This is a genomic window from Novosphingobium mangrovi (assembly GCF_022818885.1).
In the GTDB taxonomy this organism is placed as follows: Bacteria; Pseudomonadota; Alphaproteobacteria; order Sphingomonadales; family Sphingomonadaceae; genus Novosphingobium; species Novosphingobium mangrovi.
In genome coordinates this window covers 12,648-35,045 of record NZ_JALHAT010000006.1, presented here as the reverse complement: position 1 = coordinate 35,045, position 22,398 = coordinate 12,648, and the positions used below count along the sequence as shown (strand labels likewise).

The following is a 22,398-nucleotide window of genomic DNA, read 5'->3' as shown; positions in this document are numbered from 1 at the left end:
GTGAAAGGACGGGCGAGGGGGGTGACATTACCAGCCCGGCGCGGCATGGCAATTTGCAAGACGCACGGCAGGTGACGGACAGGCATGAGCAAGCAATTCTTCGGAACCGACGGCATTCGCGGCCGCACCAACCAGGGTGCGATGACCGCCGCGACAGCCGCCAAGGTCGGCCAGGCGGCGGGCAAGCTGTTCCAGCGCGGCACCCACCGCCACCGCGTGGTGATCGGCAAGGACACGCGCCTGTCGGGCTACATGCTCGAGAACGCGATGACCGCCGGTTTCACCAGCGTGGGCATGGACGTGATCCTCCTGGGCCCGATGCCCACGCCTGCGGTCGCGCTGCTCACCCGCGAATTGCGCGCCGATGTCGGCGTGATGATCTCGGCCAGCCACAACCCTTACGAGGACAACGGCATCAAGCTGTTCGGCCCCGACGGTTTCAAGCTCTCCGACGCCGACGAACTGGCGATCGAGAAGATGCTGGGCGAGGACCTGGAGCTTGCCGATGCCGAGGATATCGGGCGGGCCCGGCGTATCGATGACGCGCGCGGGCGCTATATCCACGCGGTGAAGGCCTCGCTGCCCAATACGGTGCGTCTGGATGGCCTCAAGATCGCGGTCGATTGCGCCAATGGCGCGGCCTACCAGGTCGCCCCATCCGCGTTCTGGGAACTGGGCGCCGAAGTGGTGACGGTGGGCGTGACGCCCAACGGCAAGAACATCAACAAGGCCTGCGGCTCGACACACCCCGAGCTGCTGCAGGAAACGGTTGTTTCGGGCGGCTGCGATATCGGCATTGCGCTCGATGGCGATGCCGACCGTCTGATCGTTGTTGATGAGAACGGCAAGGTCGTGGACGGTGACCAGATCATGGCGCTGCTCGGCACGCAGATGGCCGCCCGCGGCAAGCTGCGCGGCGGGGGTGTGGTCGCCACGGTCATGTCGAACCTGGGTCTGGAGCGCTACCTCCAGGGCCTCGAACTGACGCTGGAGCGCACCAAGGTGGGCGACCGGCACGTGCTCGAACGCATGAAGTCGGGCGGTTTCAACGTGGGCGGTGAACAGTCGGGCCACATGATCCTGCTTGACCATGCGACGACCGGCGATGGCACCGTGGCGGCTCTCCAGGTGCTCGCCGCGCTTGTCCAGTCGGGCAAGAAGGCGAGCGAGGTGCTGCACCTTTTCGATCCGGTCCCTCAACTCTTGCGCAACGTGCGCTTTGCAGGCGGCAAGCCGCTGGAGGATGCGCGCGTGCAGGCTGTCATCGCCGAGGCCGAGAGCACGCTGCGCGGCGAGGGCCGCCTCGTCATCCGTCCCTCGGGCACCGAGCCGGTGATCCGGGTCATGGCCGAGGGCGATGATGCCACCAAGGTCGAAGCGGTGGTCGCCGCGATCTGCACCGCCATTGAAGAGGTAGCCGGCTGATGGCTCTGGAAATGCGTCCCGATTGCGCGCGCTGCGGCGCGGCCCTTCCCGCCGAAGCGCCCGGCGCCTTCATCTGCTCGTTCGAGTGCACCTACTGCGCGGAATGCGCCGAGGATCTCGATGACCTGTGTCCCGAATGCGGGGGCGAGCTGACCGACCGCCCGACCCGCGCCAAGAAGCACCACGACGCCGCGCCCCCGTCCAAGGTGCGCCGCTACAAGGTCAAGTGACACGCCTCAGGCCATGACCACACCTCCTCGTATTCTTTCCATCGCCGGCTCGGATTCCTCAGGGGGAGCGGGCATCCAGGCCGACATCAAGACGATCACGATGCTGGGCGGCTACGCCATGACCGCGATCACCGCGATCACGGCGCAGAACACCTGCGGAGTGACCGACGTCGTCGCGCTGTCGCCCGAGATGGTGGGCGCGCAGATCGACGCCTGCGTCAGCGACATCGGGGTCGATGCGGTGAAGATCGGCATGCTGGGTTCGGCCGAGATCGCGCACGTGGTGGCCGCGCGGCTGGAGGAACTGGGCGTGCCGGTGGTGTTCGATCCGGTCATGGTCGCGACGTCGGGATCGGTGTTGGCCGATGCGGCAACGATCGCGGCCTTCTCCCGGCTCATGGCCTGCGCCGCGTTGACGACGCCCAACGTGCCCGAGCTTGAGGCTCTGGGCGGCGATGCGGCCCTGGAGGCCATGGGTGTGGCCTACCTCGCCAAAGGCGGCGATGCCGAAGGCGACGTGGTCGAGGACCGCTTGATGGTGCCGGGCAAGGACCCGGTCATCTGGCGCGCCCCGCGCATTGTCACCTGCCACACCCACGGCACCGGCTGCACGCTTTCGAGCGCGATTGCGACCGGACTCGGGCAGGGAATGTCGCTTCCCGAAGCGGTCGAAGGCGCGCGCGAATTTGTTCGCCGTGCCCTCAGCGCGGCCCCGGAGCTGGGCGCCGGGCATGGCCCGATGGGCCACCAGGCGGTCCGATAAGTTCAGGAAGAACAACGTGATTCAAGGGGCCATCGCCCCTTGACCCCGGAATGGGAGACCTCACCCGTCTCAGCCAGGGTGGCGTGAGAGCCTTGAGGTCGACAGTTTGGGGAGCCCGAGGGCGATGGCCCTCGGATCTGTCCTTCTCTTGTCCTGCCTCACCCGCAGTCGAGATCGTAGAAGGCACGGATCGCCTTCCACCCGTCCTCGGCGGTTTCGCACCAGGTGAACAGGTCGAGGTCCTTGCGGGCGATCACGCCTTCCTCGGCCAGCGCCTCGAAATTGATGACCTTTTCCCAGAACTCGCGTCCGTAAAGGAGCACCGGGATCGGCTTCATCTTGCCGGTCTGGATGAGGGTGATCATCTCCAGCATCTCATCGAGCGTGCCAAAGCCGCCCGGGAACACGGCGACGGCGCGGGCGCGCAGCAGGAAGTGCATCTTGCGCAGCGCAAAGTAATGGAACTGGAAGGAGAGGCGCGGCGTGACGTAGGGGTTGGGTGCCTGCTCGTGCGGGAGAACGATGTTGAGGCCCAGCGATTCCGCGCCGACTTCGTGCGCGCCGCGGTTGGCCGCTTCCATGATCGAGGGGCCACCGCCCGAGCATACGACGAATTGGCGCATGCCCTTTTCCACCAGGCCGCACTGGCTGGCGATGCGGGCGAGCTTGCGCGCTTCCTCGTAGTACTTCGCCTTGGCGACGAGCCGTTCGGCAACCTTCCTGTCCTCGTCGCTGGAGGCCTTCGCGAGCACGTCGTCGCACTTTTCGGGCGAGGGAATGCGCGCCGAGCCGTACATGACGAGGGTGGAGCCGATGTTGGCCTCTTCCAGCAGCATCTCGGGCTTGAGCAGTTCAAGCTGGAAGCGCACCGGGCGCAGTTCGTCGCGCAGCAGGAAATCGGTGTCCTGGAAGGCCAGCTGGTAGGCCGGGTGCTGCGTCTGCAGGGTGCCGGTCTGTTCGCCGGCGAAGGTGGCTTCCTGTTCCGCCTTGTAGAAGCGGCGGTCGGTGAGTTTCTTTTCTTCTTCTGTCATTTGCCTATCCATGGACCGGGAAGGCCGGTCCGTCGAGAGATTTGCCGAGACGCCGCCGCGGGGCGTGGCTAGGGTGCCACACCATGCAGTCCAGACGCCAATGCCTGAAAACCGTCGCGACCCTGGCCGGGGGGCTTGCCCTTTCGGGCCTCCCATTTGCCGCCACCGATCGCGCGCATGCGAAGGACAACGCGGGCAGGGGCGAAAGGCTCCGCGCCCCCCGCCTGCGGCCCGGCGACGGGTTGGGGCTGGTCGCGCCAGCGGGCTTCATCGGTGACCGGTTCGGGATCGAGGAAATCGCCGAGGCCGTGCGCGCGATGGGGCTGGAGCCGATCCTGGCGCCCAACCTGACCGCGCGGGCGGGCTACCTGGCAGGTGAGGACGCGGCGCGCGCGGCCGCCTTCATGGAGACCTGGCAGGACCCCCGCGTAAAGGGCGTCATGGCCGTGCGCGGCGGCTGGGGCACCGCGCGCATTCTGCCCCGGCTGGACTTTGCCGCGCTGCGCCGTAGCCCAAAGCTCTTCACCGGTTTCAGCGACAACACCGCGCTCCACGCCGCGCTGGCCGCCCATGGCTGCGCGCCCAGCGTGCATGGGCCCAACGCCTCGGCCAGTTGGCCGCCTGCCGCCTGGGAAAGCTGGCGCGCCCTGGCCTTCGAGGGCGCAACACCCACGCTCTCGGTCGCAGCCTACACAGGTCCCAGTCTTGGCGGAGGCCGCCGCACCCCGCGTGTCTTTGCAGGCGGAGAGGCGCAGGGACGCCTTCTCGGCGGCAATCTCAGCGTGCTTTCGGCGCTGGTCGGCACGCCCTATTTTCCCGACATGCGCGGCGCCGTCCTGTTCCTGGAGGACACCAACGAGTCCGAGTACCGGATCGACCGCATGCTGACCCAGCTTGCCCTGGCCGGTGTCCTCAAAGGTCTGGCGGGCATCGTCTTCGGACAGTGCACCAATTGCCGCAACCCGGGACCCGGCTATTCCAACTTCACGATCTACGAAGTGCTCGACCAGCATTTCGGGAAGCTCGGCATTCCGGCCTTCCAGGGCCTCTCGATCGGTCACATTGCCGCGCAGGCGAGCGTACCGGAGGGGTGCCAAGTGCGCCTCGACGCCGATGCGGGCACGCTCGAGGTCCTCGAACCGGTCGTGACCTGAACGGCCGTCCCATTTCGGGTGGGTCAGTCCCGCTCTCCGGGCAGCGCGTAGCGGCGCACGAGATCCCCGTAGACATAGAGGTCGAGCGGTTCGGCGAACTCCAGCCCGGCGCAGTGCGCGTTGGACCAGGCGACGAAGGCAAGGGCCGGGCGTTGGCCGGGCAGGGCAAGACGCACCGCCTCATCGGGTTCCAGCCCCTCCACACCCTCGATCCGGGCGCCATAGGGGGTGAGATCCTTCAGCATGACCGTGCTGCTGGAAATGGTGCGGCGAAAGCGCGCCAGCATCTCGACATGTTCGCGCGGCGCTCGCCGTCCGAACGGCGAGCAGGGCGCTTCTGGCGCTGCCTCGACAAGGCTCTCGGTTCTATCCCGCGATGCCGCGGGGAACAGGGCACGGACCATCCGATCTCCTTCCGGCCATTCGGTTAGCCAGCCAATCAAGCGGCCTGGAGAAGCAATCTAGGTCGGATAGGGTTAGCGGATCGCAAGCGGCAGCCTACGGATATGCGCGTGGTCTGCGGACACGAAAAAGGGGCGGCCTCGTGGGGAGGCCGCCCCTTCTCGGGGCCCGGTCTATCCGGCGGGAGGATGCGCTGCGATCAGGGTTTCAGGCAACCGCAGCGGGGAACCGGACGACGGGCGCCGTCCTGTCCGACGATCAACAAGGGACCGGACCGCCGGACGAGACGTGAGTTGCCTTAGAAGTCCACCTTCGCGCCGATGCGGAAGTAGCGGCCCATGAAGAGACGATCCTGCCATGCGGCGTTGAAGTTGTAGATGCCGTAGGCGGCGTTGGGGTCGTACTTCGGCTTGCCGTCGAGGATGTTCATGACATCCGCGTAGAGCGTGAACTTGCCGTCGCCGATCTTCGTCTCGGCGTGGCCGTCGAGGTTGAAGGTGCTGGGGCCATGGCACTGCACGGCACGGCCGCTGTCCGGGTAGGTCACGAGCTGACCAGCTGCGGCGCTGGCTTCGCAGTCCTTGTAGGTGCCACCGGCATCGGACGCGGTGCTCGAGTAGCCGCTGGTGTAGTACGCGGTGAGGGTCACGCTGGTCTGCTCGTCGAAGTCCAGCGTGTTCTGCCACGAGGCGCGGAAGCGCGGAGCGCCCGAGCACGAGGTCCAGTTACAGCCACCCAGCGAGCCATCGAAGCGGTTGATTGTGCCGTCGATGTCCTGCTGCAGACGGATCAGGTACGAGGCCGTGGCGTTGGTGCGCCAGGTGATCGTGTCGGTGATCCCGAAGTAGGCCGAGCCCGAGAAGTCGATACCCTTGCCGAGCATCGAGTTCGCGTTCTGGAACGAGCTGCCGATCTCGCCGATCAGCGGAAGCGCGCCCAGGTTCTCCGGATCGGGTGCCCCCTGCGTCACGGTGATGCCCGGCATGTTCACCTGGCCGTTGTTGCCGTAGTAGGCGGCATAGAGCGCATCGGTGGGGTTCACCGAGGTGATCAGGTTCTTGATCTTGGTGCGCCAGTAGTCGACCGTCAGCGTGATGTTGCGGGTCGGCTGGATCACCGCGCCGAAGGTGTAGGAGGTCGACTTCTCGGACTTCAGGTCCGGGTTGCCGGCCGAGGTAATGCCCAGGTTGTAGCCGCCCTCGTAGTAGCCGGGGTTGCTGGCGTGGGCCGCGCAGAAGTCCTGGAAGGCCGCGTTGCTGCAGTTGATCGTGGCGTTGATGTAGCCGGTCGAGGGCAGCTGGAACGATTCGTTCAGGTTCGGGGCACGGAAGCCCTTGGTGAACGTGCCGCGCAGCTTAAGCTCGTCGATCGGCTGGAACTCGGCCTCGAACTTGGGCGCGAAGTTTTCCTGGCCGGTCGAGTAGTGGTCATACGAACCGTCGGCCTTCACGCGGAACTCGTCCACGATCGGAACCGAGATCTCGTAGGCCGCCGACCACACGTCGCGGTGGCCCTTCACGCCGATGGCGTTGATGCCGTAGTAGCGGTCCGCCGGGTTCACGTCGTTGGGGGCGTTCGAGCTCGGGTTGTTGATCGACTCGTAGCGGTACTGGCCCTGGATCGCGACGTTGACCATGCCGCCCGGCAGCTCGAACACGTCCTTGCTGAGGGTCGCCATGACCTGCGCCAGCTTTGAGGTCGCGCGCTTGTGCTGGTCGGGGAACACGCCCTGGATGGCTTCGGCCGAGTTGGCCGAGGGATCCATGAAGTTGTAGGTGCCCTGCGCCACCGCGTCCATCAGCCCCTGGGCGTTGATGTAGCCGGTGTTGGTGACGTCGAGCGTGACTTCCGAGGCGGTCGCGCCGATCATGTAGTCCCAACCGTCACCGAACGAGCCGTCGACGCCGCCCGAGATGCGGTAGGTCTTGGCGTTGGTGTAGGTGTAGCGCGGCATGTCGGGCATGCCGAGCAGGCGAGCCGACTGGCCCTGCGCCGCGAATGGGTTGTTCGGGTTGAGCGTGCCGTTGCTGGCATCGCAGCCGGTGCCGGTCAGCTGGTTGTCGGCCGAGAGCGTGCCCACGCCGTTCGCGCAGACATAGGCGGGCAGGTAGATCTGGCTGATGGTGACGCGGTCGCCGCCTGCGGCCGTGCGGCCCGTCCAGCCCGAGGGGGCCATGCGGTTTGCCGTGGTCACGTTGTAGTAGTTGAACATAAGGAACGCCTCGGTGAGGTCGTTCAGACGTACCGTGCCGCGCAGCGTGCCACCGATGCGCTTGGTGCGCGCGGTGTAGGCCTCGTAGTCGTTGGTGAGGTCCTGCTGGCAGACCACCGAGGGGGTGCCGGCGATGCCCTGGGCCTGCTGCTCGGGGGTGAGGGTGACCGCGTTCAGGCGGCCGCAGCCCGCATCCGGGTTGAGCAGCTGGTAGTCGCCCTGTGCGACATAGTTGCCGTCGGCGTCCTGCGTGAAGGGCTGGACAAAGGGAACGATGGTCGACTGGATGCCGTTGAAGCCGCCGTCGGCCTGGATGCCGTTGCGCACGCTGTTGGTAAGGCAGCCGTCGGCCGGGCCGCCGCAGATCGAGGACTGGTCGGCCGTGCTCCACGGACCCTTGCGGGCCGAGAGGTCCATTCCGGCGTTCTTCTGGTACTCGAAGTTCGCGTAGATGTTGAAGCCCTGGTCGTCGAGATCGCCGTAGCCGTAGGTGCCGTTGATGCGCTGCTCGTCACCGTCGCCGCGCTGCGAAACGCCCATCGAGGCATCGAGGTGCAGGCCCTGGATCTGGCGCTTGGTGATGACGTTGACCACGCCTGCGATGGCGTCCGAGCCGTACGTCGCCGAGGCGCCGTCGAGCAAGGTGTCGACGCGGTCGACAACCGATCCGGGCATCGAGTTGATGTCGACGATGTTGCGCTGGCCGTCGTCCGCAAGCGGGTAGTAGGCGGTGCGCATGCCGTCGAACAGCGTCAGCGTGTAGGCGTTGTTGAAGCCGCGCAGCGACGGGGCGGTGGCGCCGGTGGTGAAGCCGTTGCCCGACCAGCTGGCGGGGATCGTGCCTGCGTTGTTGGCCGTCAGCGTCTGCAGCGTGTCGGCGACAGTCTTGATGCCGCGCTTTTCCAGATCGTCCGAGGTGATCGAGACGACCGGCGAGGCGGTGGCGGCGGCCGGGTTGCGGGTGATCGAGCCGGTGACGATGATGACATCGTCGGCGCCTTCACTGGCGGCCGGGGCCGGAGCGGTGGCGTCCTGAGCCTGGGCGGTGCCGCACAGCAGGGCGAAAGCGGTCAGGCTGGTGGCGCCGCGCAGCGCAGCCTTCCGGAAAGTGGGTGTCACGTAGTTGTCCTTGTCCCTTGGAGCCGGGCAGCGTGGGGGCGCTGGGGGATCCCGGCTCGGTTGCAGGGCTTTCGCGATCGACAGACGCGAGAGCCGTGAGCGCTGTCTGTTGGCGGGCAGGGCAGGGACGTTCAATGCCTTTGGAAATGTTCAAGCAATATCTTTGCGAGGCGTTGCAATCATGCAACGCTTTGGTTTTAAATAAAAAATGTATCCTTTTGCGAGATTTCTCCAACAAGGTTCGGGCATTGTAGAAACAAACTGCAACAATCTTCTTGTCGGCAAGAAGGCCGCGTTGTGCGACGCAATATTTGTAGGAAAGCGGATATCATTCCTCTTTCGAGTTCGATTGCGCCTGTCAACTGATAAGGGGGATATCCTCTTGGTTTTTCACAGGCGCAGTGCGATGAACAAAATCGCCATAAAAGTGTAATAAAATTGCAGACTGCGCCAAGAACTGACGCCTTGCGAAGTTTCTTCGTTGCTCCGTCTACAGGGGCCTCAAAGGCAGGGCCCAGATCTGCTGACCCGGCCACCCAAGGGAGCTCAGAGCACCTTGAAGCCGACCAGCAGTGTGCGTCCCGGCCCGGGCAGGCCGAGCTGCGGGGTGACGACTTCGTCGGTGAGATTGGCCAGATTGATGAAGAGCTGCAGCGGCAGGCCGGGCCCGTGAAGGATGTAGCTGGCCTGCAGGTCGAACGTGGTGGCGCGGTTGAGTGGGACGAGCGTGCCGTCCGCGTCCGCGGACCAGGCGCGTCCGATGTGCCGCGCGCGCAGCCATCCGGCGATGCCTGCCGGAGCCGTGTAGCGCGCGGTCATCGTGGCGAGGAGGGCAGGACGCTCGGCAATGCGGTTGATCTGGCCTGGCGGGGGATCCTTGCGGCGGGTGTGCGTCCAGGTCACGTTTGCGCTCAGGGCGAAGGCTTCGTTGGCCTGCCAGTTGCCCCCGGCCTCGAGCCCCTTCACCTGCGAACCTGAAAGGTTGATGCGCTGGCGCAGCCCGTCGACCCGGCGCTGGTCGATGGTGTCGTCAAGGTCCTGGAGGAAGGGGACAAGATAGAAGGACGAGCCCTCCCCGTCGGTCCACTCCGCCCCCAGTTCGGCGCTGACGATGGACTCGGGGTGCAGGTCCTCGTTGGCCAGGAAGCGGTTGATGCCCGACCCGAACAGTTCGCGCATCGTGGCGGAGCGCGTCTTGCGGCCAAGGGCGGCGCGCAGTGTCCAGCCCCCGCCTGCGCCGGCCAGGAGCGCGGCGCGTCCGCTCCACGCGCCCACGTCTTCGATCCGGGGAAACGCGCCCGTGCGCCGGTATTCGACGACGTCGTAGCCCACTCCTATCTCGGCGCGCAGCGCTTGGCCGAAGGCGTATTCGAGCTCGCCCCCCAGGCTCCAGGTGCGCTGGGTGTAGCGAGCGGTGGGGCCTCGCCCCGCTGGCAGGACATTGCCGACATAGTCGGCGTCGCGCTGACGGTGGGTCGACTGCAGGAGATTGAACGAGCCCTCGAACGTGGCTGCGCCAAAGCTGTGGTGCAGCAGTTCACGAAGGCCCCAGGTCCGGTCCCGGTCGGTCTGGAGGCTGTCGCGCGCGGTGTAGCTCGCGTCGGCAAAGGCCACGATGTCCTGGTCGAAACGCTGGATCCAGCCGGTGCTGTCGAGCGTGGTCGCCGGGCCGAGCGGGGAATGCAGGCTGGCGGTCAGGACCGTGTGGGCAATGCCGTCATAGCGCCAGTGACGCGCGCCGTCCGCGACGTTGCCTTCCGGTGCGATGCCCTTGTTGCCCCAGACGTGGAAGGCGGTCACGCGCAGGGTCTGGCCCGCAAGATCGGTGTCCAGATGGGCAAAGACATCGCCGAGCCGTCGATCGGTGTTGGTACGAATGTCGGGGGCGCTCTGTGCATGGGGCAGGTTGGCTCCGCGTGCGAGGGCCGTGCCGTCGCGTGCCGAGTAGCCCCCGCCCAGAACCGCTGGCCCTGCGCGTATGGCGACGCTGCCGCGCGTCAGGTCGCCGGTTCCGTGGGCAAGACTGCCCCCGCCACGGTTCCGAGCCCAGAAGCTGATCGCGCCCAGCGCGTTGACGCCGTAGTGCGGAGCCAGCGGGCCCGCCGCACTCTGCACGTGGCCCACGAGGCCAGCTGGAAGCAGCGAGAGGTCGAGCCGGTTGTCCCAGGGGATATTGAGACTGGCGCCTTCGAAGAAGGTGGAAAGCTGGCGTTCGCTCGCACCGCGCAGCACCGCGATGGCCTCGCCGCGCGAATTGACCGGGATGTGGACGGCCGGAAGGCTGGCGGCGAGTTCGTCGAGCGTGGTTGCGTTGAGTTCCTCGATCCGTGCGGCTGAGACGTCATGGCGGGTTTCGGAGGCGGCGAGCGGGCCAAGGTCCTCGTCGGCCTGGACCACGATGGTCTCGGAGATGGCAAGCCCTTGGGCAAGGGCAGCTTGCGGCAGGCCCAGGGTAAGCGCGCATCCCGCGGCGAGCGTGCGGGAAGCGCGTCGTAGCGGTACGGAGGGAACAAGAGGCCGGGTCAACAAGGTGCGGAACGTCCTTTGGCCATGCGCCGCGTCTTGCGCAGGCCGTGGCGGGATGGCCGGCTTCAGGTCTCCGGGACGGCGGGGTCGCCCTGAAGGTAGGCGGTGAGTTCGGCCGGAGTGATCGGCCCCAGTGCGGCGTCAAGGTCCTGCACGATCCCGCCCAGGGCCTGGCGCAGTTCGGCCAGACGCGCGACGGCGTCGCGCCCGACCGGCTGGTCGGCCGCCGTGGTCTCCCGGTAGAGGTAGGTCACGTGGGTCTCGAGGCCGGGCTGGCTGTAGCGGATCGGCGGGGTCAGCAGGCGCTGCGCGATGGGGGTGAACGTCGCTTCGGCCACGCGGCCCGTGGCCTGGGCCCGGCGCAGACGCCAGGCCGCCAGTCTGGTGTCGTGGACCAGCGCCAGTACGCTCCGGTTGTGCGCGAACTGCGCGTCGAGGTCGGCCTGGGTGACCCCGCTCGCCACGATGCGCGGGTCCTCGACCACGGTGAGCGGCTGGGTCATGGTAGAGCCGCCCTGTTCGATGCGCACGCTGTAGGTGCCCGGCACGGCCATCGGCCCCTGGGGGAAGTGGTCGGTCTTCGTCATGCCGGTGAGGAGCGCGCGGCTCTCCGGTGTGGTGGCAAGGCCAAAGGGCTTGCCGGTGGTGTGCAGGTCCCAGATGAAACGGTGCATGCCCGGGTTCGCGTCGGGATGGGCGGAGGTGCGCGCGCGGTAGCCGCCCGAGGTATGGCCTGCCCCGTCCTTCTTCGGGCTATCCCCGGCGCTGGTGAAGCGGCGGACCAAGTTGCCCTGATCGTCGAGCACGGTGAGGGTGAGCGGACCCGAAGCGCCGGGGGCCAGGTAGTAGTCGATCTCGGCCCCGGGCAGGACATGGCTCGGGCCTTCGCCAGGGGCGGGACCCTTGTCGGCGCGGGCGTTGACGCGCACCGCCTCGACGGGCCGATAGAGGCGGCTGGACGAGGCCGAGGTCCCGGCGGGCGGCAGCTGGCGCAGGACGCCAAGGTTGTCGAGGATCCAGAAGCCGCGCCCCTGCGTCGAGAGCACGAGGTCGCCGTGCGCTAGACGCAGGTCGGTGATAGGTGTTGCCGGCAGGTTGAGCTGGAAGGGCCGCCAGTTGGCCCCCCGGTCAAACGAGACATAGAGGCCGAACTCGGTGCCCGCGTAGAGAAGGCCCGGGCGCTCCGGGTCCTCGCGGATGACGCGGGTCGGCTCGTCTGTGGCGATGCCGTTGGTCCCGTCGGTCAGCCTGGTCCAGGTCCGGCCGAAATCATCGGTGCGGTAGAGGTAGGGCGCGAAGTCGCCAAGCAGGTAGCGGTGGATCGCGACATAGGCCGTGCCCGCCGCGTGCTTGCCCGGATCGATGTTCTGGACGCGTCCGCCTTCGGGCAGCCCCTCAGGCGTGACGTTGGCCCAGGTCTTGCCGTCGTCCCGTGTGACCCAGACCAGCCCGTCGTTCGAACCGGCCCAGATGACGCCCGGCTGCACGCGGCTTTCGCGGATCGCGTAGAGCGTGGAGTAGACCTCTTCGCCCGTGGCATCGCGGGTGATCGGCCCGCCCGAGGCCTTCTGTGTGCCCTCGGGCGTGGCGGTGAGGTCGGGGCTGATGACCTTCCAGCTTTCGCCCCCATTGCGCGAGCGGTGCACATACTGAGAACCGTAGTAGACGGTGTCGGGATCGGTGGGCGAGGTTTCGAGCGGGGCGACACGCTGGAAGCGGTAGCGCAGCTGGTCGGGATCGTTGCCGTAGAGCGACTCGCTGCCGATCCAGAACTGCTGCTCGTTGCCGTTCGTGCTCATATCGAGGCGCGAGAACTGGCCCTTGCAGCCGCCCCAGACAACATTCGGATCGTCGGTTTTGGGGATGATCGGGCCGGTCTCGCAGCCCGGGCCGATGAGGTAGTCGGGGCGGTTCTGGCCCAGCGGCTGCGAGGGCACGATGACGGTCGTGTTGTCCTGCTGCGCGCCATAGAGGCGGTAGGGGAACTGGTCGTCGACCGCGACCTGGTAGAGCTCGGCCGTCGGCTGGTTGGCCTGCGTGCTCCAGTGGTCACCGCCGTCGAAGGAAACGTTCGCGCCGCCGTCGTTGGCCTGGATCATGTTGGCGGGATCGGCCGGATTGATCCAGACGTCGTGGTTGTCGCCGTGGGGCACGGGGCGGGTGACAAAGCTCTGCCCTGCGTCCACCGACCTGAACCAGCCTTCGTTGCCGACGTAGACGACGTCCGCGTTGCTCGGATCGACGCCCAGCGTGGTGTAGTAGAAGGGCCGGGTGATCAGGCGCTTTTCATCGTTCACCCGCGTCCAGCTCGTCCCCTCGTCGTCCGAGCGGTAGAGGCCGTGGCCCGGGTCGGCCTCGATCAGGGCGTAGAGGCGGGAGGGGGTGGCGGCGCTCACCCCCACGTTGGCGCGCCCCAACAGGCCGGTGGGCAGGCCTCCGCCCAGCTTTGCCCAGGTGTCGCCGCCATCGCTGGACTTGTAGATGCCCCCATCCAGGCTGCCCGAGATGATGGTCCAGGGCTTGCGTAGCCCGTGCCACATGGTGGCGTAGAGGACGCTGGGATCGCCAGGCTTGAATTCGATGTCGGCTGCGCCCAGCGCGTCGGCGAGGAACAGGACCTTCGTCCAGCTCTGGCCGCCGTCGCGGGTGCGGTAGACGCCGCGCTCCGGACTGTCCGTGAAGGGATTGCCCGAGGCCGCGACGAAGACCTCGTCGGGGTCTTGCGGGTTGATCCGTACGGCCGCGATCTGGCCGACGTCACGAAGGCCGATGAACGTCCAGGTCTCGCCCGCGTCGGAGGACTTGTAGATGCCGCGCCCGATCGAGACGTTGCTGCGGATCTTGGAGGAGCCGGTGCCCGCGTAGACGATCTCGGGGTTGCTTGGGGCTACGGCAACCGCGCCGATCGAGCCGACCTTTATCTGCCCGTCGCTCACGTTGTTCCAGGTGTGCCCGCCGTCAGTGGTCTTCCAGACCCCGCCGCCGGTCGTGCCCATGTAGTAGACCAGAGGTGCGCCCTCGACGCCGGTCACCGTGGTGACGCGCCCACCGCGCCAGGGGCCGACCTCGCGGTAGGCAAGGCCCGCCCATTCGCTGTCCTGATAGGCCGGCCCGTCCTGCGCGAGGGCGGCCGTGCTCGGCGCTGTCGTGGTCAGGGCCGTGCTCGCGGTGAGCAAGGCCAGCGTGCGGATCAGTTTCATCAATCCCCCCCTTTGGAATACTTCGTGATGCCGGATGTCCCCCGGATCTAGTCGGCCTCGGCGAGGAGCAGCAACGTCGCGAGCCCGGCGCTCATGCTGGCAAGGTCGCTCTCGCGGTCGAGTTCGAGGTACTCGTCGAGCGAGTGCGCGCGGTGGGTGGTGAAGCCCGAGCCGAGCGTGACGGCTGGAATTCCCAGGCTCATCGGGAGGTTGCTGTCGGTCGAGCTGCTGCCGTAGTGGACCTTGAAGCCCATCGCCTCGCTGGTGGCGCGCGCATATTCGACGATGGGCGCGGAGCGCTGGGTGAGGCCGACCGGGCGGTCGCCGATGAGCGTGGTCTCGTAGGTGATCTCGCCTTGCTCGGTTGAGCGCGCGGCGTTCTCGCGTGCGGCGGCACCGGGAAGGATGGCGAGGAAGGCGGCTTCCTCTTTCGCCAGTTCCTCGGCGCTTTCCGAGCGCATGTCGACGGTCATCGAAGTTGCGAAGGGGATCGAGTTGACCGAGGTGCCGCCCTCGACGATCCCCACGCTGTAGGTCGTCTTGGGCGAGGCGGGGACCTGCATCCGCGCGAACTGGGTGATCGCATCGCTCATCGCGTAGGCCGGGTTGACGAGACCGAAAGCCCCATAGCTGTGCCCACCCGGGCCCTTGAAGGTCACCGTGTAGCGCCTGGAGCCGATGCCGCCATGGGTGATGCGCCCGGCCTTGCCCGGCTCGAAGGAGATGAAGGCGTCGATCTTGCCCGCGTAGGGCCCTTCGTTGAAAAGATGGCGCATGCCGCGAAGGTTGCCCGGGCCCTCTTCGCCCACATCGCCCAGGAACAGGATGTCGGCTCTGGTCGTGTACCCGGCCTTGTCCATGGCGCGGATGAAGGCGAGGAGCACCGGCAGGCTGCTGGTGTCATCGCCGATACCGGGGGCTGTCAGGCGGTCGCCCTCGCGCTTTACGGTGACATCGGTGCCTTCGGGAAAGACCGTGTCGAGGTGTGCGGCGACCGCGATCAGCGGGCCGCCACCCGAACCCTTGCGCAGACCCATGACATTGCCTTGGGCATCGGTCTGGACGTTCTCGAGTCCGGCCGCCTTCAGCATCTGCGCGTAGGCGGCCGCGCGCTTGTCTTCCTTGAACGGGGGCGCCTCGATCTCGGTCAGGGTGATGAGATCGGCAACAATGGTGTCGTAGTCGGCCGCGAGCGATTGCCTGGCGGCCGCGAACTTGTCGCTGGCGAGGAGGCGGCTGGCTTCGTTGTCATAGTCCTGCGCCGCGGCGGGCAGGGGCGCCAGCGCAAGGGCTGCCAGGCTCGCGGCGAAGCCCCAAGTACGCGCTTTCTCATGAGTAGGTTGGAGCGCAGACGCGTGACTGCGTGCCGGATGGACGTGCTGTATGGTCATGAGATCGGCAGGGCCCCCTGTATTTTCGGACGCGCGCGCCTTGCGGTGCGGATGGAACGGCGCGCCCATTCCTGAGCCACTCTACCGATGGTGCGGGCGCTGACAATGCGCGGGGATCATGGCGGGATCAGGTATGGTCCAAACCTTGACAGGCCGAGGCGGCCCTTAATCGTTCGCGCTCCCTTCCTGTGGAGCGGCCAGTCGCCGGGCGAGGACCACCATCGCCCAGGTGTCGCGGGTGCAATAGGCCCGCAATGCCTCTTCCAGCGCGCGGCGGCGCTCGGGCGAGGTGGCGGGCGAACTGGCTTCCAGAAAGCTGTCCTGGGCCATCGCGCCGTCCTGAACGGCAAGCTGGGTGTAGGCGAGGTCCGGGGCAATCGTGGGCAGCACCGCCTTGATCGACCAGGAGCCACGCTGGTCGCGGTGGTACCAATGGTTGCGGGTGACGGGGAGCAGGTCGACCGTGCGTTCGGTCAGCGCCATCAGGGGGGCTTCGAAAGCGGGGACCTGGCGTGCCAGCGCGCGCAGGATCGCGCGCTCGAACCCGGCATTGTAGGCAATGATGGTCGCGTTGGGCGGGATCGTGCGCGCCAGTGCCTCCGCGCAGCCCGGCCGTGGGTCGCTGCCATCGACGCACAGGTATTGATGGTGGGTTATCGTACTGTCGGTCTGCTCGAGGTGGAGCGAGAACTGGAAGGGCACCTGCTGGTAGGGTTTGGTACCCGTCCAGAGCGGTACCGAGGCGGCAATCGTCTCGAAATCGAGCCAGGCGCGGGGCCGGCTCCAGGACGCCATGGCGCGGCGCGCCCCTTGGGTGTCATGGTAGGGTTTGCCGCTCTGGGTGGCCGCCACGATGCGAGCCTCGCGCGGCTTTGCCATGGTCGCTGCGTCGAGTTCGCGAAGGTCGCACACGCCTTTGCGGGCCCACTTGCGCCCGCCTCCGTCCGGCAGAAGCGTGACCGGCCATTCCGGCGCGTCCTCCAGCGCCTGGCAATGCGCGGCAAAGGGGCAGGGCGCAGGCTTGCGGCAATGCGGGCCGGTCGGGCAGTCCGGTTCTGCTCCCGAAACGATCCGGCGGGCTTCCCCGAGCCGATCCGCCATGTCGGACTGCTGCGCGCGCGCGGAGGCGGTGACGTCGGTGTCGGTGAAGAGACCGCGATACTCTCCCGGCGTTTCGAGCACGAAACTGGGAGCGATATGGCGGATCTGGGCGCGGGAGATTGGTACCCCGCACTGTTCGAGGGTCCACATCTGGGCCGCCAGCCTGGCGACATGGTGGGGCTTGGGCTTGGTGGTCCTGTGCACGGCGGTAAGCCGCCAGCGCTCCGGCGCCAGGGGATCGCGGGTGAGCAGGTCTGTCTCTGCCAGGAGGCCTTCGTGGACGAAGCGGGCCTCGAAGATAGGACCCGGGTGTCCGGCGGCGAGGATCCGGCGGGTACGTCGCAGCGCCGTTTCGTGGCTTTGGTGCGGGCCAAGCCGCGTGCCGGTGCCTTCCTGCGCACGGGCCAGTTCGTGAATGTCGAAGGGCGCGCTCTCGAAGTGGGGCGTGGCTCGCGCCAACTCGGGACGATGAGCCTCCAGCCAGAGCCGACGCGGGCACTGGGCCAGCGCGGCCAGATGGCGCGGGCGCAGCAGCCGGTCAGGTCCCGGCACGGAAAGGGTCGAGGGCAGGCATCGGCAAGGAGCGCTCCACGGGCAGGCCGTGCGCGGCCATCCTGGACAGGCTTTGTGGTGCGGGCGGCGGGACTCGAACCCGCACGATCAAGGATCAGGGGATTTTAAGTCCCCGGCGTCTACCATTCCGCCACGCCCGCACAGGCGTGGCCAGCGATCTGGCAGATCGCGGGGCCGGCGGCAACGAGGAACTTGCGAGGACCTTGCAGGCGCGCGCGAAGCCGCGGGGGGCCCGGCGCGCCCGGCCTGGTCAGGTGACGTTGAGGCGCGCGCGCATTTCCTTGCCCGGCTTGAAGTAGGGCACCCGCTTTTCGGGGACCTCCACGCTTTCGCCGGTGCGCGGGTTGCGGCCCACGCGGCTGTCACGATGGCGTGTCGAGAAGGCGCCGAAACCGCGCAGTTCCACGCGTCCACCGTCGGCGAGGCGCTGGCCGATCTCGTTGAAGAAGGTGTCGAGCGCGCTTTCCACGTCCTCGGCACGCAGTTCGGGATTTTCCTTGGCGAGTGCCTGCAGCAGTTCGGATCTGATCATTGCATCCCCCAATTGCACCGGGTCCGACCACGCCGGACATTCCGGAACTGGTTCCAACAGCGGCCCGAAAAAAGGACCGCACCCCATCGAATCATAAAATTGCGTATTCAAACGTCCGCGTCGAAAGGGAAAATGACATTTCGTGGCGCATGACGCAACGCCTAACCTTTGCCCGTCCATTTCCGGGGCGAATCGCTGGCCTTCGCGCCGTGACATGGGTGTGCACGAGGCAAGGTCCCCCCTTCACAATGACCGTTTTGGCGCTAGGCTCGCCCGTCATACGCGGCCCGCGCCCCTCTGCTGTGCGGCGCACAGGGCCGAACAACACGATCAATCAAGGGAATTCCGGGGTCGATGGCGACACACTATGCCGAAAGCGGGGATGCCCGCGGCACCATATTGGGGCATCCGAAAGGCCTCTTCGTCCTGTTCTTTGCCGAAATGTGGGAACGTTTCTCCTACTACGGCATGCGCGCGCTGCTCATTTTCTACCTGACCAAGCACTGGCTCTTCTCGGACGGGGAAGCGGGTGTCATCTACGGCGCCTACACCGCGCTCGTATACATCACCCCGGTGCTGGGCGGCTACCTTGCTGACCGCTACCTGGGGCAGCGCAAGGCGGTGTCCTACGGCGCGATACTTTTGACATTCGGCCATTTCCTGATGGGCTTTGAAGGTTCGGGCGGACAGGATGCGGCCAGCCTCAACGTGTTCTGGCTGGCGCTGGCCTTCATTATCGTGGGCTCCGGCTTCCTGAAGGCGAACATCTCGGTGATCGTCGGCCAGCTCTACCCGCGCACCGATGCGCGCCGTGATCCGGCCTACACCATCTTCTACATGGGCATTAACCTGGGCGCCTTCCTCGGTTCGCTGCTGTGCGGCTATCTGGGCGAGGTCTACGGCTGGTCCTATGGCTTTGGCGCGGCGGGCGTGGGCATGTTGCTCGGCCTTGTCGTCTTCGTCGTCTTCAAGCCGCTCCTGATGGGCCGCGGCGAAGCGCCCAAGCCCTTGTCGAAGGGCTTTGAATGGGCGCTTTACGGCGTCGGCCTCGTGGCCGTGCTGGCCTGCTGGTGGCTGGTGCAGAACCAGGCCGTGGTCGGCACGCTGCTCGGCGTCTTTGGCGGGATCCTGGTCCTGGGCGTGATCCTCTATTCGGTCGTGAAGCTGCCCGGACATGACCGCGACCGTATCTTCGCGGCGCTGTTCCTGATCTTCGTGTCGATCGTGTTCTGGGCGCTGTTCGAGCAGGCGGGCAACTCGCTCTCGCTCTTCACCGACCGCGAGGTTGACCGCAACATGCTTGGCTTCGAGGCGCCCGCCTCGATGTTCCAGTCGCTGAATGCAGCCTATATCTTCCTTCTTGCCCCGCTCTTTGCCGGGATCTGGACGATGCTGGGCCGCCGCGGGTTCGAGCCTTCGGCGCCCTTCAAGTTCGGCCTGGGCGTCATCCAGGTCGGCCTTGGCTTCCTCGTTCTCGTCTGGGGCGCGAAGGCTGCGGGAATGGACAACGCCGTGCCGGTGCTCTTCATCTTCCTCATCTACCTCCTCCACACCACAGGTGAGCTTTGCCTCTCGCCGGTCGGCCTGTCGGCGATGAACCGACTGGCGCCCGCGCACATGGCCTCGCTCATCATGGGCACCTGGTTCTTTGCTTCGGCAACGGGCAACTTCGCGGCGGGCCTCATCTCGCAGGCGGCCGGCGGCGATGGCCTCGAAGGCGGCGAAGCGGGCAAGGAACTGGTGCTGGGCGTCTACAATACGGTGGGCTGGTATGGCGTGGGGATCGGCGTGGCCGTCCTCGTCCTCAGCCCGCTGGTCAAGCGCCTCATGCACCTCGACAGCTTGCGCGACGACGGCGCGGAGGACGATCTTGCCGGGCAGGGCGAAGCGGGCCTCGAAGCCCAGGAAGGCGGCGTTCACCCCGAGGTGAAGCCGAACTAAGGTCACAAACATTCCGGCCCGGTCAGCGATGATCGGGCCGGAGTTCTTTCAAGCAGGGGCATGACACATGAGGATGACGTCGCAGATCGGGCGGTGGAGCAGCGCACTGGCGCTGACCCTCGCGCTTACGCTGGCGCCGGGCGCGCAGGCGAAGTCGAAGGACAAGGACGCCGAGGCGTCGCGCGAGGTGCCCTACGCCTCGACCTACAAGGCCTATCCCGGGCGCCCGACCGCGCTGGTGGGCGCCACTGTCTATGACGGGCGCGGGGGCCGGATCGACAATGGCACGGTCCTCTTCGCCGAGGGCAAGGTGGTCGCCGTGGGGGCCTCCGACCTCGCCATTCCCGAAGGCTACGACCGCATCGATGGCACTGGCAAGTTCGTGACGCCGGGCGTCATCGACGCGCACTCGCACCTGGGCGACTACGCCTCGCCCGGTGTCGATGCCAACTCGGACGGCAACGAGGCGACCGCACCGACCACGCCCGATGTCTGGGCCGAGCATTCGGTCTGGCCGCAGGACCCCGGCTTCAGCCGGGCGCTGGCGAATGGCGGGGTGACCTCGCTTCTGATCCTGCCAGGGTCGGCCAACCTCATGGGCGGGCGCTCGGTCATGCTCAAGAACGTGCCCGCGATCACCGTGCAGCAGATGAAGTTCCCGGGCGCGCCCTATTCGCTCAAGATGGCCTGCGGCGAGAATCCCAAGCGCGTCTACGGCTCGCGCGGGATGAAGCCGTCCACGCGCATGGGCAACTTCGCGGTCAACCGCCAGACCTGGATCGACGCCAAGGCCTACATGGAGGGCGACCACGAGAAGCGTGACCTTGCCAAGGAAACGCTGGAGGGCGTGCTGAAGGGCGAGATCCTCGTCCAGAACCACTGCTACCGGGCCGAGGAAATGGCGCTCGTGCTCGATATGGCGAAGGAGGCGGGCTACAAGGTCACCACCTTCCACCACGCGGTGGAGAGCTACAAGATCGCCGACATGCTGCGCGAGGCGGACGTGTGCTCGGCGGTCTGGGCGGACTGGTACGGCTTCAAGATGGAGGCCTACGATGGCATTCCGGAGAACGCCGCGCTGATCGCCAAGGAAGGCGCCTGCGTGGTCATCCACTCGGACGACCAGAACGGCATCCAGCGCCTCAACCAGGCCGCGGCCAAGGCGCAAGGTGCGGGGCGCCGGATGGGGATCGACATTCCCGACGCCCAGGTCATTTCCTGGTTCACCTACAACGCGGCCAAGGCGGCGGGCATTTCCGATCAGACCGGCAGTCTGGAAGAAGGCAAGATGGCCGACGTCGTCCTGTGGAACGGCGATCCGCTCTCGGTCTACACCCGCCCGGAAAAGGTCTGGATCGACGGCGCAATGCTGTTCGATGCCACCAATCCCCGGATGCGTCCGGTCAGCGATTTCGAACTTGGCCAGCCCGGTGAAGGAGACGTGAAATGAGCCGTATCCTCGCATTTGCCGCCAGCCTGATGGCCATCGCCGCGCCGCTTGCCGCGTCTGCGCAGGACCTTGCCGTTACCAACGCCACGCTGGCGACGGGCGATGGTAGCGAACCCGTCGAGGGCGCGACCGTCCTCGTCCAGGGGGGCAAGGTCGTCGCCGCGGGCGTGGGCGTTGCGGTCCCGGCCGGGGTCGAGACCGTGGACGGCACCGGCAAGTGGGTGACGCCCGGCATCTTCGCGGCGGTTTCCGACATGGGACTGTGGGACGTGCAGGCGGTTGGCGACAGCAACGATCTCTCGGCCGACAAGAGCCCGTTCAACGCCAGCCTCGATGTCGTGCCCGCCTTGAACCCGGCGAACGAACATATCGCGGTCAGCCGCGAAGGCGGGGTGACGCGCGCCAGCGTGACGCCGTACCCGGGCAACGCGATCTTTGCCGGGCAGGGCGCGTTGATTGATCTGGGCGCGGACGCTGCGCTCGTCGACAAGCCGCGCGCCTTTCAGCTCGTGGTGCTGGGTGAGGGCGGCGCGCGTGAGGCTGGCGGCAGCCGCATGGCCGCGCACGTCACGCTGCGCAATGCGCTGCGCGAGGCGAAGGCACTTGCAGGTGGGTCGGCCTCGGCCGAGCGAGCCTCCGATGCGCTGCTGACTCACGCGGACGCAGCGGCTCTTGCACCTGTCCTTTCGGGGGAGCAGGCGCTTTACGTCAATGTCGAACGCGCCTCCGACATTCGTGCCGTGCTTGCGCTCAAGAGCGAGTTTCCCGCTCTCAAACTCGTGCTGATCGGTGCCAGCGAGGGCTGGATGGTGGCGAGCGAGATTGCCGCATCGGGCGTTCCGGTCCTGACCATGCCGCTGCGCGACTTGCCTGAACAGTTCGAGGTGCTGGGCGCGACCCAGTCGAATGTCGGGCGCATGGTCCAGGCGGGCGTCAAGGTCGGCATTGGCCTTTTCGTGGGCGACAACCAGCCCCGCCGCGCGACCGAGCAGGCGGGCAACCTTGTAGCCCTGACCAAGCTGCCGGGCGCGACTGGCCTCACCTGGGCGCAGGCCTTTGCCGCGATCACCTCGATCCCGGCCGAGATCAGCGGCATGGGCGGCAAGGAAGGCGTCCTGGCACCTGGCGCGGTGGGCGACGTGGTGATCTGGGACGGCGATCCGCTGGAGCTCTCCTCGGCGCCCGAGGCGGTCTACATCGACGGGGTCAAGCAGCCCTTCGACAGTCACCAGGCACGGCTGCGCGAGCGCTACAAGGACCTGGACCGCACCTACCTGCCCAAGGCCTACGACTGGTAAGTTCGCAGCGTCGACACTTTCGCGCTCCGCAGGCGTTCCTCCCCTGAAGC

Annotated in this window: 15 protein-coding genes and 1 tRNA gene; 7 read left to right on the top strand and 9 right to left on the bottom strand. The window is 66.9% G+C overall.

Annotated features, from left to right (window positions below; genetic code table 11):
- Positions 1-84: 84 nt before the first annotated feature.
- Genes glmM through thiD form a run of 3 tightly spaced genes read left to right on the top strand, consistent with a single transcriptional unit; the run spans position 85 to position 2,418 of the window.
- Complete coding sequence (gene glmM, locus MTR65_RS06150) at positions 85-1,425, top strand: phosphoglucosamine mutase (RefSeq protein ID WP_243798202.1); 1,341 nt, start codon at positions 85-87, stop codon at positions 1,423-1,425.
- The gene (locus MTR65_RS06145; RefSeq protein WP_243798199.1) at positions 1,425-1,655 is read left to right on the top strand and encodes a DUF1272 domain-containing protein; all 231 of its coding nucleotides are present in this window, start codon (positions 1,425-1,427) and stop codon (positions 1,653-1,655) included. The genes glmM and MTR65_RS06145 overlap by 1 nt, the downstream gene beginning before the upstream one ends.
- 13 nt (positions 1,656-1,668) lie before the next feature.
- Positions 1,669-2,418, top strand: a complete 750-nt coding sequence (gene thiD / locus MTR65_RS06140; protein WP_243798196.1) for a bifunctional hydroxymethylpyrimidine kinase/phosphomethylpyrimidine kinase — start codon at positions 1,669-1,671, stop codon at positions 2,416-2,418.
- 158 nt (positions 2,419-2,576) lie between these two features.
- Here the strand turns inward: thiD and MTR65_RS06135 are convergent, their stop codons facing one another.
- The gene (locus MTR65_RS06135; RefSeq protein WP_039390103.1) at positions 2,577-3,449 is read right to left on the bottom strand and encodes an LOG family protein; all 873 of its coding nucleotides are present in this window, start codon (positions 3,447-3,449) and stop codon (positions 2,577-2,579) included.
- 83 nt (positions 3,450-3,532) lie between these two features.
- Here MTR65_RS06135 and MTR65_RS06130 point away from each other — a divergent pair, with 83 nt between their 5' ends.
- Entirely contained in the window at positions 3,533-4,603 is a 1,071-nt protein-coding gene (locus MTR65_RS06130) for a S66 peptidase family protein (protein WP_243798193.1), read from the top strand.
- A 23-nt stretch (positions 4,604-4,626) separates the two neighbouring features.
- On the opposite strand, the gene MTR65_RS06125 is transcribed toward MTR65_RS06130, so the two are convergent.
- The 8 genes from MTR65_RS06125 to MTR65_RS06090 all read right to left on the bottom strand — a co-directional run bounded on the left by MTR65_RS06125 (position 4,627) and on the right by MTR65_RS06090 (position 17,659).
- On the bottom strand, positions 4,627-5,007 hold the full coding sequence (locus tag MTR65_RS06125) for a hypothetical protein (protein ID WP_226637916.1): 381 nt from the start codon (positions 5,005-5,007) through the stop codon (positions 4,627-4,629).
- A gap of 296 nt (positions 5,008-5,303) precedes the next feature.
- A complete protein-coding gene (locus MTR65_RS06120; protein ID WP_243798190.1) occupies positions 5,304-8,336 on the bottom strand; it encodes a TonB-dependent receptor plug domain-containing protein in 3,033 nt (1,010 codons plus the stop codon).
- A gap of 546 nt (positions 8,337-8,882) precedes the next feature.
- Positions 8,883-10,862 (bottom strand): TonB-dependent receptor, encoded by a 1,980-nt coding sequence (locus tag MTR65_RS06115; RefSeq protein WP_243798187.1) that lies wholly within the window; start codon positions 10,860-10,862, stop codon positions 8,883-8,885.
- Between the two features lie 65 nt (positions 10,863-10,927).
- Positions 10,928-14,062 (bottom strand): WD40/YVTN/BNR-like repeat-containing protein, encoded by a 3,135-nt coding sequence (locus MTR65_RS06110; protein ID WP_243798185.1) that lies wholly within the window; start codon positions 14,060-14,062, stop codon positions 10,928-10,930.
- A gap of 47 nt (positions 14,063-14,109) precedes the next feature.
- Positions 14,110-15,453 (bottom strand): M20/M25/M40 family metallo-hydrolase, encoded by a 1,344-nt coding sequence (locus MTR65_RS06105; RefSeq protein WP_243798182.1) that lies wholly within the window; start codon positions 15,451-15,453, stop codon positions 14,110-14,112.
- Positions 15,454-15,618: 165 nt separating this feature from the next.
- Entirely contained in the window at positions 15,619-17,106 is a 1,488-nt protein-coding gene (locus MTR65_RS06100) for a DUF2779 domain-containing protein (protein ID WP_243798180.1), read from the bottom strand.
- A 76-nt stretch (positions 17,107-17,182) separates the two neighbouring features.
- Positions 17,183-17,267, bottom strand: a tRNA-Leu gene (locus MTR65_RS06095).
- 110 nt (positions 17,268-17,377) lie between these two features.
- Positions 17,378-17,659, bottom strand: coding sequence for an integration host factor subunit beta (locus MTR65_RS06090; protein WP_039390108.1), 282 nt, complete (start codon positions 17,657-17,659; stop codon positions 17,378-17,380).
- A 354-nt stretch (positions 17,660-18,013) separates the two neighbouring features.
- Here MTR65_RS06090 and MTR65_RS06085 point away from each other — a divergent pair, with 354 nt between their 5' ends.
- From MTR65_RS06085 to MTR65_RS06075, 3 genes are all read left to right on the top strand, one after another.
- Positions 18,014-19,600, top strand: coding sequence for a peptide MFS transporter (locus tag MTR65_RS06085; protein ID WP_243798177.1), 1,587 nt, complete (start codon positions 18,014-18,016; stop codon positions 19,598-19,600).
- A gap of 67 nt (positions 19,601-19,667) precedes the next feature.
- Positions 19,668-21,050: an amidohydrolase gene (locus MTR65_RS06080; protein ID WP_243798174.1), complete on the top strand. Its 1,383-nt coding sequence runs from the start codon at positions 19,668-19,670 to the stop codon at positions 21,048-21,050.
- Positions 21,047-22,348 carry an amidohydrolase family protein gene (locus MTR65_RS06075; RefSeq protein ID WP_243798172.1) on the top strand — a complete coding sequence of 434 codons (1,302 nt, stop codon included), beginning with the start codon at positions 21,047-21,049 and terminating at the stop codon, positions 22,346-22,348. Before MTR65_RS06080 ends, MTR65_RS06075 begins: the two co-directional genes overlap by 4 nt.
- Positions 22,349-22,398: the final 50 nt, after the last annotated feature.

Bases quoted from the DNA above. Each gene is read 5' to 3' on its own strand.
- glmM (WP_243798202.1), top strand. From the start codon at position 85: ATGAGCAAGCAATTCTTCGGAACCGACGGCATTCGCGGCCGCACCAAC.
- MTR65_RS06145 (WP_243798199.1), top strand. From the start codon at position 1,425: ATGGCTCTGGAAATGCGTCCCGATTGCGCGCGCTGCGGCGCGGCCCTT.
- thiD (WP_243798196.1), top strand. From the start codon at position 1,669: ATGACCACACCTCCTCGTATTCTTTCCATCGCCGGCTCGGATTCCTCA.
- MTR65_RS06135 (WP_039390103.1), bottom strand. From the start codon at position 3,449: ATGACAGAAGAAGAAAAGAAACTCACCGACCGCCGCTTCTACAAGGCG.
- MTR65_RS06130 (WP_243798193.1), top strand. From the start codon at position 3,533: ATGCAGTCCAGACGCCAATGCCTGAAAACCGTCGCGACCCTGGCCGGG.
- MTR65_RS06125 (WP_226637916.1), bottom strand. From the start codon at position 5,007: ATGGTCCGTGCCCTGTTCCCCGCGGCATCGCGGGATAGAACCGAGAGC.
- MTR65_RS06110 (WP_243798185.1), bottom strand. From the start codon at position 14,062: ATGAAACTGATCCGCACGCTGGCCTTGCTCACCGCGAGCACGGCCCTG.
- MTR65_RS06105 (WP_243798182.1), bottom strand. From the start codon at position 15,453: ATGACCATACAGCACGTCCATCCGGCACGCAGTCACGCGTCTGCGCTC.
- MTR65_RS06090 (WP_039390108.1), bottom strand. From the start codon at position 17,659: ATGATCAGATCCGAACTGCTGCAGGCACTCGCCAAGGAAAATCCCGAA.
- MTR65_RS06085 (WP_243798177.1), top strand. From the start codon at position 18,014: ATGGCGACACACTATGCCGAAAGCGGGGATGCCCGCGGCACCATATTG.
- MTR65_RS06080 (WP_243798174.1), top strand. From the start codon at position 19,668: ATGAGGATGACGTCGCAGATCGGGCGGTGGAGCAGCGCACTGGCGCTG.
- MTR65_RS06075 (WP_243798172.1), top strand. From the start codon at position 21,047: ATGAGCCGTATCCTCGCATTTGCCGCCAGCCTGATGGCCATCGCCGCG.